Below are 12196 nucleotides of genomic sequence, written 5' to 3' on the forward strand. Positions count from 1 at the left end.
GGCACTTGATAGGATTGCGGAGAAAGTAGATGAGCGCACTCTATATGATCGTCGGCACCCTGGTGGCATTGGGGGTGCTGGTCACTTTCCATGAATTCGGTCACTTCTGGGTGGCACGCCGTTGCGGCGTCAAGGTGCTGCGTTTTTCCGTGGGCTTCGGTACGCCGCTGTTGCGCTGGCATGATCGCCAGGGAACCGAGTTCGTCGTGGCGGCCATTCCGCTGGGCGGCTACGTGAAGATGCTCGACGAGCGCGAGGCGCCTGTCGCGCCGCACGAGCTGGACCAGGCGTTCAATCGCAAGACGGTACGTCAGCGCATCGCTATCGTTGCCGCCGGTCCGATTGCCAACTTCCTCCTGGCTATCAGCTTCTTCTGGGTGCTGGCGATGCTCGGCAGCCAGCAGGTCCGTCCGGTCATCGGCGCTGTCGAGGCCGGCAGTATCGCCGCGAAGGCCGGTCTGGCCGCAGGCCAGGAAATCGTCTCGATCGACGGTGAGCCAACCGCCGGCTGGTCTGCCGTCAATCTGCAACTCGTGCGTCGCCTGGGTGAGAGCGGTACGTTGCGGTTGCAGGTCCGCGAGGCGGGCTCGGACGTCGACTCTACGCGTGAGCTGGCGCTGGATCGCTGGCTGCAGGGTGCCGACGAGCCGGATCCGATCAAGTCCCTGGGAATCCGCCCGTGGCGTCCGGCCCTGCCGCCGCTGCTGGCAGAACTCGACCCGAAAGGTCCGGCCCAGGCCGCCGGCCTGAAGACCGGTGACCGTCTGCTGTCACTGGATGGCGAGGCGGTCAATGACTGGCAGCAGGTGGTGGACTGGGTGCGTATACGCCCTGATACCAAAATTGTGCTGCATGTCGAGCGCGATGGTGCTCAAATCGACCTGCCCGTAACCCTGGCGTCCCGCGGTGAAGGCAAGGCCGCCACCGGTTACCTGGGGGCGGGCGTCAAGGCCGCGGATTGGCCGCCGCAGATGCTTCGCGAAGTCAGCTACGGGCCCGTTGCGGCGATCGGCGAGGGTGCCAGGCGTACCTGGACCATGAGTGTCCTGACCCTGGATTCCCTGAAGAAAATGCTGTTCGGCGAGCTCTCGGTAAAAAACTTGAGCGGACCGATAACCATTGCTAAAGTGGCGGGCGCTTCAGCCCAGTCGGGCGTCGCTGATTTCCTGAATTTCCTTGCTTATCTGAGCATCAGCCTGGGGGTTCTGAATCTGTTGCCCATCCCGGTACTGGATGGGGGACACTTGCTGTTTTATCTGATCGAGTGGGCACGTGGTCGCCCCTTGTCGGAGCGAGTACAAGGTTGGGGGTACAGATCGGTATCAGTTTGGTGGTCGGGGTCATGCTGCTTGCCCTGGTCAACGATCTGGGTCGACTGTAACGCGTCGCTAAAATTGCGAATCTGCCGCATCTTGCGGCAGTTTGTTTATTGCCAGTTGGAATAAGAAAGGACTTCATGAAACGTCTGCTGCTAACTGCGGTTCTCACCGTATTGATGATCGCCGAAGTTCACGCCGAGTCCTTCACTATCTCCGATATCCGTGTCAACGGCCTCCAGCGGGTATCCGCCGGTAGCGTGTTCGGTGCGTTGCCGTTGAACGTCGGGGATCAAGCGGATGACCGTCGCCTGGTGGAGTCCACCCGTGCGCTGTTCAAAACCGGTTTCTTCCAGGATATCCAGCTGGGGCGCGACGGTAACGTCCTGGTCATCACGGTGGTCGAGCGACCTTCCGTGGCCAGCATCGATATCGAAGGCAACAAGGCAATTTCGACTGACGACCTGATGAAGGGGCTGAAGCAGTCCGGCCTGGCCGAAGGCGAGATCTTCCAGCGCGCCACCCTCGAAGGCGTGCGTAACGAACTGCAGCGTCAGTACGTCGCCCAGGGCCGCTACTCGGCCGAGGTCGAGACCGAAGTGGTGCCACAACCCCGTAACCGCGTCGGCCTGAAGATTAAGATCAACGAAGGTACCGTTGCCGCGATCCAGCACATCAACGTGGTGGGTAACACGGTATTCCCGGACGACGACCTGACCGACCTGTTCGAACTCAAGACCACCAACTGGCTGTCGTTCTTCAAGAACGACGACAAGTACGCCCGTGAGAAACTTTCCGGTGACCTGGAGCGCCTGCGTTCCTATTACCTGGACCGCGGCTATATCAACATGGATATCGCCTCGACCCAGGTGTCGATCACGCCGGACAAGAAGAGCGTCTATATCACCGTCAACATCACCGAAGGCCAGAAGTACAAGGTCCGCGACGTCAAGCTCAGCGGTGACCTGAAGGTGCCTGAGGACCAGGTCAAGTCCCTGCTGCTGGTCGAGCCGGGCCAGGTGTTCTCGCGCAAGCTGATGACCACCACCTCCGAACTGATCACCCGCCGCCTGGGTAACGACGGCTACACCTTCGCCAACGTCAACGGTGTACCGACGCCGCACGACGATGACCACACCGTCGACATCACCTTCGTGGTCGACCCGGGCAAGCGTGCCTACGTGAACCGTATCAACTTCCGTGGCAACACCAAGTCCGAGGACGAAGTGCTGCGTCGGGAAATGCGCCAGATGGAAGGCGGCTGGGCTTCGACCTACCTGATCGACCAGTCCAAGACCCGTCTGGAGCGCCTGGGCTTCTTCAAGGAAGTCAACGTCGAGACGCCAGCCGTGCCGGGTGTCGATGACCAGGTCGATGTGAACTACGCCGTGGAAGAGCAGGCCTCCGGTTCGATCACCGCCAGCGTCGGTTTCGCCCAGAGCGCCGGTCTGATCCTCGGTGGTTCGATCACCCAGAACAACTTCCTCGGTACCGGTAACAAGGTCAGCATCGGCCTGACCCGCAGCGAATACCAGAGCCGCTACAACTTCGGCTACGTTGACCCCTACTGGACCGCCGATGGCGTCAGCCTGGGCTACAACGTGTTCTACCGCACCACCGACTACAAGGACCTCGACGTCGACGTAGCGAGCTATGCGGTGGACAGCCTGGGTGCCGGTGTGAGCGTGGGCTACCCGATCAGCGAGACTTCCCGTCTGACCTTCGGCCTGACCGCACAGCAGGACAAGATCAAGACCGGTCTGTACACCGTCGACGAGATCTTCAACTTCGTCAACGAGAACGGCAGCAACTACCTGAACTTCAAGGCATCGGCCGGTTGGTCCGAGTCGACCTTGAACAAGGGCGTACTGGCAACCCGTGGTCACTCCCAGAGCCTGACCCTGGAAACCACCACGCCGGGTAGCGACCTGTCGTTCTTCAAGCTCGACTATCGTGGCCAGGTGTTTACGCCTTTGACCGACACCTACACCATGCGCTTCCATAGCGAGCTGGGGTATGGCGACGGTTATGGCTCCACCCATGGCCTGCCGTTCTACGAGAACTACTATGCTGGTGGTTTCAACTCGGTCCGTGGCTTCAAGGACAGCACCCTCGGTCCGCGCGGTACGCCGAGCCGTGGCGTGGGCGTGACCGGCAACGTGGGTACCATCGCCGACTCGGACAACGACCCGCTGCCGTTCGGTGGCAACGTGCTGATCCAGGGTGGTGCCGAGTTGCTGTTCCCGCTGCCGTTCGTCAAGGACCAGCGTTCCCTGCGGACCTCACTGTTCTGGGACGTGGGTAACGTGTTCGACTCCAAGTGCGAACAGGTCAAGAACACCAACGGCACGCTGTCGCAGACGCAGTGCAACGACATCAGTTTCAGCAACCTGGCCAGCTCCGTGGGTGTTGGGGTGACCTGGGTCACAGCGCTGGGTCCGTTGAGTTTTGCCCTGGCGATGCCCGTGAAGAAGCCGGACAACGCCGAAACTCAGGTGTTCCAGTTCTCCCTCGGTCAGACCTTCTAAGGTTCTGCCCCAGCTAATGACAATGGATTTTGTAGGAGTTTATCGTGCGTAAGTTGACCCAACTGGTGCTGCTGGCAAGCGTTCTGGTAGCGACCCCGGCCTTTGCCGAAATGAAAATCGCCGTGCTGAACTATCAGATGGCCCTGCTGGAATCCGATGCGGCCAAGAAGTACGCCGTGGATGCCGAGAAGAAATTCGGCCCGCAACTGACCAAGCTCAAGGCTCTGGAAAGCAGCGCCAAGGGTATCCAGGATCGTCTGGTCAGCGGTGGCGACAAGATGCAGCAAGGCGAGCGTGAGCGTCTGGAGCTTGAGTTCAAGCAAAAGGCCCGTGACTTCCAGTTCCAGTCCAAGGAACTGAACGAAGCCAAGGCCGTTGCCGATCGCGACATGCTCAAGCAACTGAAGCCGAAGCTGGACAGCGCCGTGGAAGAAGTCATCAAGAAAGGTGCCTACGACCTGGTGTTCGAGCGTGGCGCGGTGATCGATGTCAAACCTCAGTACGACATCACTCGCCAAGTCATCGAGCGCATGAACCAGCTGAAGTAACCCATGACTGCGACTATCAAGCTCGGCCAGCTGGCCGAGATCCTCGGTGCCACCCTGCGTGGTTCCGAGGAGAAGGAAATCACTGGGCTGGCCACCTTGCAGGAGGCCGGCCCAGCTCAATTGAGCTTCCTGGCAAACCCCCAATACCGCAAGTACCTCCTGGACAGCCGGGCTGGCGCGGTTCTGCTCAAGGCCGCTGATGCCGAAGGCTATGCCGGCGATGCCCTGGTGGTGGCTGATCCCTACCTGGCCTATGCGCGAATTTCGCACCTGTTCGATCCGAAACCCAAGGCGGCTGCCGGTATTCACCCGAGCGCCGTGGTGGCCGAGGATGCAACGGTCGACCCGACGGCGAGCATTGCCGCCTTCGTGGTGATCGAGAGCGGTGCGCGCATCGGCGCGGGCGTCACCATCGGCGCCCACTGCTTCATCGGTGCGCGTTGCGAGATCGGCGAGGGTGGCTGGCTGGCTCCACGGGTGACCCTGTATCACGATGTGCGCATCGGCAAGCGCGTGGTCATCCAGTCGGGCGCCGTGCTCGGTGGCGAAGGTTTCGGTTTCGCCAATGAAAAGGGTGTCTGGAACAAGATCGCCCAGATCGGCGGTGTGCTGGTCGGCGACGATGTGGAGATCGGCGTGAATACCGCCATCGACCGTGGCGCATTGGCCGATACGATCCTGGGCAACGGCGTCAAGCTCGATAACCAGATCCAGATCGCCCATAACGTTCAAGTGGGGGATCACACCGCCATGGCCGCCTGCTGCGGCATTTCCGGCAGCACCAAGATCGGCAAGCACTGCATGCTCGCCGGCGGTGTCGGGCTGGTGGGGCATATCGAGATTTGCGACAACGTGTTCCTGACCGGGATGACCATGGTGACCCACTCGATTACCGAGCCAGGTGCCTATTCTTCCGGCACGGCGATGCAGCCAGCGGCCGAATGGCGCAAGAGTGCGGCCCGCATTCGTCAGCTCGACGACATGTCGCGGCGGCTGCGGCAGTTGGAAAAACGTGTCGGGAACGTGACCCCGGACGCGCATGCTTCATCTGAAGGCTGATACCATTTCCATATCAAGTAGTCGTTAGACTGCCTCCTTGATTTGCTAGAGGAGCTCACCCTGCCGGGGTGTGCTCCCCATCTTTACTACAGGCTTCCCCACGAAATGATGGACATCAACGAGATTCGCGAATATCTGCCTCACCGTTACCCGTTCCTGCTGGTGGACCGGGTGGAGGAACTGGATTTCGAGGCCAAGAGCATTCGTGCCTACAAGAATGTCAGCATCAACGAGCCGTTCTTCAATGGTCACTTCCCGGCGCATCCGATCATGCCGGGCGTGCTGATCATCGAAGCCATGGCTCAGGCTGCCGGTATCCTGGGTTTCAAGATGCTGGGAGCGAAGCCTGCCGACGGCACCCTGTACTACTTCGTCGGTTCCGACAAGCTGCGCTTCCGCCAGCCTGTGGTGCCGGGAGACAAACTGGTTCTCGAAGCCAAGTTCTCCAGCCGCAAGAGCACTATCTGGAAGTTCGAATGCCGCGCGCTGGTTGATGGCAAGCCAGTCTGCTCGGCCGAGATTACCTGTGCGGAACGGGCAGTATGAGTCTGATTGACCCTCGTGCAATCATCGATCCGACGGCCGTTCTGGCCGAAGGTGTCGAGGTCGGCCCCTGGTCGATCATCGGCGCAGGTGTGGAAATCGGCGAGGGGACAGTGATCGGGCCGCATGTGATCCTCAAGGGCCCGACCCGGATCGGCAAGCACAACCGCATCTACCAGTTTTCCTCGGTAGGCGAAGATACCCCGGATCTGAAATACAAGGGCGAGGCGACTCGCCTGGTCATTGGTGACCACAACGTCATCCGCGAAGGCGTGACGATTCATCGGGGCACTGTCCAGGACCGTTCGGAAACCACCCTGGGCGACCACAACCTGATCATGGCCTATGCCCATATCGGCCATGACAGCGTGATCGGCAACCATTGCATCCTGGTCAACAACACCGCGTTGGCCGGGCATGTGCACGTCGACGACTGGGCGATCCTTTCCGGCTACACCCTCGTGCATCAGTTCTGCCATATCGGTGCCCACAGCTTTTCCGGGATGGGCACCGCCATCGGCAAGGACGTTCCCGCCTATGTCACGGTGTTCGGCAACCCGGCTGAGGCCCGCAGCATGAACTTCGAGGGCATGCGCCGTCGTGGTTTCAGCGAGGAGGCGATCCATGCGCTGCGCCGTGCCTACAAGGTGGTTTATCGCCAGGGCCTGACCGTGGAGCAGGCGATTGCCGAACTGGTCGAGCCTGCCGCTCAGTATCCTGAGGTGGCGGTGTTTCTCGAATCGATCCAGTCCTCGACCCGCGGCATCACCCGCTGATCATGGCCGGTCTGCGTATTGCGCTGGTCGCCGGCGAAGCGTCCGGCGACATTCTCGGCTCCGGCCTCATGCGTGCACTCAAGGCTCGTCATCCCGATGCCGAATTCATCGGGGTGGGTGGGCCATTGATGGAGGCTGAAGGGCTGGTTTCCTATTTCCCCATGGAACGCCTGTCGGTGATGGGGCTGGTCGAAGTGCTCGGGCGCCTGCCGGAGCTGCTGAAGCGGCGCAAGCTGCTGATCCGGACGCTGATCGCCGAGCAGCCGGATGTGTTCATCGGTATCGATGCCCCGACTTCACCCTCAATATCGAACTCAAGCTGCGCCGTGCCGGGATCAGAACCGTGCACTATGTCAGTCCATCCGTCTGGGCCTGGCGTCAGAAGCGGGTGCTGAAGATCCGCGAAGGCTGCGACCTGATGCTGACGCTGCTGCCGTTCGAAGCGCGCTTCTATGAAGAGAAGGGTGTGCCGGTACGATTCGTCGGCCACCCCCTGGCCGATACGATTCCGTTGGAGGCCGATCGCGCGGCTGCCCGTGCCGAGCTCGGTTTGCCGGATGGCCCGCTGGTGGCGCTGATGCCCGGCAGCCGTGGCGGTGAGGTCGGACGGCTTGGCGCCTTGTTCCTCGATGCGGCCGAGCGTTTGCGCGCCACTGATCCCGGTATCCGCTTTGTCATGCCCTGTGCCAGCCCGCAACGGCGTACCCAGGTCGAGGCGTTGCTGGTCGGACGCGACTTGCCGTTGACCCTGCTCGACGGCCAGTCCCACAAGGCCCTGGCGGCTTGTAACGCGGTGTTGATCGCGTCCGGTACCGCGACCCTGGAGGCGCTGCTGTACAAGCGGCCGATGGTGGTTGCCTATCGCCTGGCGTCGTTGACCTTCTGGATTCTCAAGCGTCTGGTGAAAAGCCCCTATATTTCCTTGCCCAACCTGCTGGCCCAGCGCCTGTTGGTGCCCGAGTTGCTGCAGGATGACGCCACGCCCGAGGCGTTGGCGAAAACCCTGTCGCCGCTGATCGAGGGTGGCGAGGAGCAGACCCGCAGTTTCGACGAGATCCACCGGACCTTGCGTCTGGATGCTTCGAACCAGGCCGCCGAGGCGGTGCTGGCGTTGATCGCAAAACCCGTATGAGTAATGCCAAGATGCAGATGGGACTGGATTTTTCCCTGGTGGCCGATGCCGGAGAGCTGGTAGCCGGTGTTGATGAGGTCGGTCGTGGTCCGCTTTGTGGTGCGGTGGTGACGGCCGCGGTGATCCTCGATCCGGGTCGCCCGATCCTCGGGTTGAATGACTCGAAGAAGCTGACCGAGGCCCGGCGCGAAAAACTCTTCGACGAGATTCAGGAAAAGGCCTTGAGTTGGTGCATCGCCCGGGCCGAGGTCGAGGAAATCGACGAACTGAATATCCTCCACGCGACCATGCTCGCCATGCAGCGGGCGGTCGAGGGGCTGCATATCCAGCCCCGCCTGGCAATGATCGACGGCAACCGTTGCCCTAGGCTGGCGATGCCGGCGGAGGCGGTGGTCAAGGGTGATAGCAAGGTGCCGGCGATTGCTGCCGCGTCGATCCTGGCCAAGGTCAGCCGCGACCGTGAAATGAGTGCTTTCGAAAAAATCTATCCCGGCTACGGTATCGGCGGGCACAAGGGCTACCCGACGCCGGTGCACCTGGATGCCCTGATCCGCCTGGGCCCGACGCCGATCCACCGGCGTTCGTTCGCGCCCGTGCGGCTGGCCTGGGAGGCCCGCGAAGGGCGCTAGCCTACTGATGTTTTAGCCAAGGCCCGGTACAATCCGGGCCTTGTTGTTTTCAAAGATTTGGACAGGATCACTATGTCGGCTTCATTCGTTCATCTGCGCCTGCACACCGAGTTCTCCCTGGTCGACGGCCTGGTCCGGATCAAGCCGCTGGTCAAGGCCCTGAACGGCATGGGCATGCCCGCGGTGGCGGTGACCGACCAGAGCAACATGTGTTCCCTGGTCAAGTTCTACAAGGCTGCCATGGGCGGCGGGATCAAGCCGATCTGCGGGGTCGACCTGTGGTTGTCGAACAAGGATCCCGAAGCGCCGCTGAGCCGCCTCAGCCTGCTGGCGATGAATGCCGTGGGCTACCGCAACCTCACCGAGCTGATCTCCCGTGGCTACACCGATGGCCAGCGCAACGGCCTGATCATCATCGAGCGTGAGTGGGTGGCACAGGCCGCCGAAGGCGTGATCATGCTGTCGGCGGCCAAGGAAGGCGAGATCGGCATGGCCTTGATCGCCGGCAACCCGGAGATCGCCGAAGCCCTGGCGCTGGAGTGGATGGCGATCTTCCCAGATCGTTTCTATCTGGAAGTGCAGCGCACCAACCGCGTCAATGACGAGGAACACCTGCATGCCGCCGTGGCCCTGGCCGACAGGATCGGTGCGCCGCTGGTGGCGACCAACGATGTGCGTTTCATCAAGCAGGACGACTTCGATGCCCACGAGACCCGCGTGTGCATCGGCGAAGGTCGCGCCCTGGACGACCCACGGCGTTCGCGCAACTACAGCGACCAGCAGTACCTCAAGAGCGCCGAGGAAATGGCCGAGCTGTTCAGCGACCTGCCCGAGGCGCTGGAAAACACCGTGGAGATTGCCAAGCGCTGCAATATCACGGTGCAGTTGGGCAAGTACTTCCTCCCCGACTTCCCGACACCCAACGGCATGGGCATCGACGACTACCTGCGCCACGTGTCCCACGAAGGCCTGGAAGAGCGCCTGGCGGTGCTCTGGCCCAGGGAGACCACGCCCAACTACGAGGAAAAGCGCCAGGTCTATCTGGATCGCCTGAAATTCGAACTGGACATCATCATCCAGATGGGTTTCCCCGGCTATTTCCTGATCGTGATGGACTTCATCAAGTGGGCCAAGAACAACGGCGTGCCGGTGGGCCCTGGCCGGGGCTCGGGTGCCGGTTCGCTGGTCGCCTACGTGCTGAAGATTACCGACCTCGATCCGCTGGCCTATGACCTGCTGTTCGAGCGTTTCCTCAACCCTGAGCGTATTTCCATGCCCGACTTCGACGTCGACTTCTGCATGGACGGCCGCGACCGGGTGATCGACTACGTGGCCGAGGCCTATGGCCGCAACGCGGTGAGCCAGATCATCACCTTCGGTACCATGGCCGCGAAGGCGGTGGTGCGGGACGTGGCGCGGGTCCAGGGCAAGTCCTACGGCTTGGCCGACCGCCTGTCGAAGATGATTCCCTTCGAAGTCGGCATGACCCTGGAAAAGGCCTACGAGCAGGAAGAGATTCTGCGTGACTTCCTCAAGACCGACGAGGATGGCCGGGAAATCTGGGAGATGGCCCTCAAGCTCGAAGGCGTCACCCGCGGTACCGGCAAGCACGCCGGTGGCGTGGTGATCGCGCCGACCAAGCTCACCGACTTCTCGCCGATCGCCTGTGACGAAGAGGGTGGCGGCCTGGTGACCCAGTTCGACAAGGATGACGTCGAGGCCGCGGGCCTGGTGAAGTTCGACTTCCTGGGTCTGCGGACCCTGACCATCATCAAGTGGGCGATGGAGACGATCAATCGCGAGCAGGCCAAGCACAACCTGCCCGACGTCAATATCGACTTCATCCCGCTGGATGACAAGAAGACCTACGAGCTGCTGCAGAAAGCCGAAACCACGGCGGTGTTCCAGCTCGAATCCCGCGGCATGAAGGAGCTGATCAAGAAGCTCAAGCCCGACTGCCTGGAAGACCTCATCGCACTGGTGGCCCTGTTCCGTCCGGGCCCGTTGCAATCGGGCATGGTGGACGACTTCATCAACCGCAAGCACGGCCGTGCCGAGCTGGCCTATCCGCACCCCGACTATCAGTACGAGGGGCTCAAGCCGGTATTGGCGCCGACCTACGGCATCATCCTGTATCAGGAACAGGTGATGCAGATCGCCCAGGTGATGGCCGGCTACACCCTCGGCGGTGCGGACATGCTGCGCCGGGCGATGGGTAAGAAAAAGCCCGAGGAAATGGCCAAGCAGCGAGGCGGCTTCATCGAAGGTTGCGCCAACAACGGCATCGATGCCGACCTGGCGGGCAACATCTTCGACCTGGTGGAAAAATTCGCCGGCTACGGTTTCAACAAGTCGCACTCGGCCGCCTACGGCCTGGTTTCCTACCAGACCGCCTGGCTCAAGACCCACTATCCGGCGCCGTTCATGGCGGCGGTGCTCTCGGCGGATATGCACAACACCGACAAGGTGGTGATCCTGATCGAGGAAGTGCGCAGCATGAAGCTGCGCCTCGACTCGCCGGATGTGAACAACTCCGACTTCAAGTTCACGGTCAACGACGATGGCCGTATCGTCTATGGCCTGGGGGCGATCAAGGGCGTGGGCGAGGGGCCGGTGGAGGCCATCGTCGAGGCCCGCGCCGAAGGCGGGCCGTTCAAGGACCTGTTCGACTTCTGCGAACGGGTCGACCTCAAGCGCATCAACAAGCGCACCCTGGACGCGCTGATCCGCAGCGGTGCGCTGGATCGCCTGGGGCCGTACTTCCATGACGAGCTCAAGGCCTACCAGGCCAACATCGACCGCAACCGTGCGGTGCTGTTGTCGGCCCTGGAGGAAGCGATCAAGGCCGCCGAGCAGACTGCCCGCACCGCCGACAGTGGCCATGCCGATCTGTTCGGCGGGCTGTTCGTCGAGGAGGACGCCGATGTCTACGCCAGCCATCGCAATGCCCGCGAACTGACCCTGAAGGATCGTCTGCGTGGCGAGAAGGACACCCTGGGCCTGTACCTGACCGGTCACCCGATCGACGAGTACGAAGGCGAGATCCGCCGTTTCGCCCGTCAGCGCATCATCGACCTCAAGCCGGCACGTGATACCCAGACCGTGGCCGGGATGATCATTGCCCTGCGGGTGATGAAGAACAAGAAGGGCGACAAGATGGGCTTCATCACCCTCGACGACCGCTCGGCGCGGATCGAGGCCTCGCTGTTCGCCGATGCCTTCATGTCGGCCCAGTCGCTGTTGCAGACCGATGCGATGGTGGTGGTCGAAGGTGAAGTCAGCAACGACGACTTCTCCGGCGGCCTGCGCCTGCGGGTCAAGCGGGTGATGAGCATGGAGGATGCCCGCACCAACCTGGCCGAGAGCCTGCGCCTGAAGGTCCAGGGCGCTGCGCTCAAGGTCAATGAGCTACGCTGGCTGGGCGAGCTGCTCAAGCAGTACCGGGGCGCCTGCCCGATCACCATGGAGTACACCGGTCCCGACGCCAAGGCCCTGTTGCAACTGGGCGACAGCTGGAAGATCGACCCGGCGGATGGCCTGATTCAGGCATTGCGTGACCAGTTAGGGCGAGACAACGTCTTTCTCCAATACCGTTGAGGTGGTGGCGCCATCGGTGCGCCCCGACCTTGAACTTACTTTTAATCTCGACCTGAACGCGCCATATC

The 12196-nt window shown here is 61.7% G+C and carries 7 protein-coding genes and 2 pseudogenes; all 9 read left to right on the top strand.

The window, feature by feature from the left end:
* Positions 1–29: 29 nt before the first annotated feature.
* The 9 genes and pseudogenes from rseP to dnaE all read left to right on the top strand — a co-directional run bounded on the left by rseP (position 30) and on the right by dnaE (position 12128).
* Positions 30–1381 (top strand): annotated as a pseudogene (rseP, locus tag ACZ5KU_RS06150) (sigma E protease regulator RseP).
* A 75-nt stretch (positions 1382–1456) separates the two neighbouring features.
* On the top strand, positions 1457–3844 hold the full coding sequence (gene bamA, locus ACZ5KU_RS06155; RefSeq protein ID WP_054058438.1) for an outer membrane protein assembly factor BamA: 2388 nt from the start codon (positions 1457–1459) through the stop codon (positions 3842–3844).
* A gap of 44 nt (positions 3845–3888) precedes the next feature.
* Positions 3889–4392: an OmpH/Skp family outer membrane protein gene (locus tag ACZ5KU_RS06160; protein WP_017906267.1), complete on the top strand. Its 504-nt coding sequence runs from the start codon at positions 3889–3891 to the stop codon at positions 4390–4392.
* A gap of 3 nt (positions 4393–4395) precedes the next feature.
* Positions 4396–5451, top strand: coding sequence for a UDP-3-O-(3-hydroxymyristoyl)glucosamine N-acyltransferase (gene lpxD / locus ACZ5KU_RS06165; RefSeq protein ID WP_054058437.1), 1056 nt, complete (start codon positions 4396–4398; stop codon positions 5449–5451).
* A 105-nt stretch (positions 5452–5556) separates the two neighbouring features.
* The gene (gene fabZ / locus ACZ5KU_RS06170) at positions 5557–5997 is read left to right on the top strand and encodes a 3-hydroxyacyl-ACP dehydratase FabZ (protein WP_017906265.1); all 441 of its coding nucleotides are present in this window, start codon (positions 5557–5559) and stop codon (positions 5995–5997) included.
* Positions 5994–6770 (top strand): acyl-ACP--UDP-N-acetylglucosamine O-acyltransferase, encoded by a 777-nt coding sequence (gene lpxA / locus ACZ5KU_RS06175; RefSeq protein WP_054058436.1) that lies wholly within the window; start codon positions 5994–5996, stop codon positions 6768–6770. The genes fabZ and lpxA overlap by 4 nt, the downstream gene beginning before the upstream one ends.
* 2 nt (positions 6771–6772) lie before the next feature.
* Positions 6773–7902: pseudogene (lpxB, locus tag ACZ5KU_RS06180) on the top strand (lipid-A-disaccharide synthase).
* An 11-nt stretch (positions 7903–7913) separates the two neighbouring features.
* A complete protein-coding gene (gene rnhB / locus ACZ5KU_RS06185) occupies positions 7914–8531 on the top strand; it encodes a ribonuclease HII (protein ID WP_054058481.1) in 618 nt (205 codons plus the stop codon).
* 72 nt (positions 8532–8603) lie between these two features.
* Positions 8604–12128, top strand: a complete 3525-nt coding sequence (gene dnaE / locus ACZ5KU_RS06190; protein WP_416772010.1) for a DNA polymerase III subunit alpha — start codon at positions 8604–8606, stop codon at positions 12126–12128.
* The last annotated feature ends 68 nt before the right edge of the window (positions 12129–12196 follow it).

The sequence above is a fragment of the Pseudomonas sp. Tof1 genome (genome assembly GCF_055390395.1).

Coding starts and splice junctions, on each gene's coding strand:
- bamA (WP_054058438.1), top strand. CDS start 1,457: ATGAAACGTCTGCTGCTAACTGCGGTTCTCACCGTATTGATGATCGCC.
- lpxA (WP_054058436.1), top strand. CDS start 5,994: ATGAGTCTGATTGACCCTCGTGCAATCATCGATCCGACGGCCGTTCTG.
- rnhB (WP_054058481.1), top strand. CDS start 7,914: ATGCAGATGGGACTGGATTTTTCCCTGGTGGCCGATGCCGGAGAGCTG.
- lpxD (WP_054058437.1), top strand. CDS start 4,396: ATGACTGCGACTATCAAGCTCGGCCAGCTGGCCGAGATCCTCGGTGCC.
- fabZ (WP_017906265.1), top strand. CDS start 5,557: ATGATGGACATCAACGAGATTCGCGAATATCTGCCTCACCGTTACCCG.
- dnaE (WP_416772010.1), top strand. CDS start 8,604: ATGTCGGCTTCATTCGTTCATCTGCGCCTGCACACCGAGTTCTCCCTG.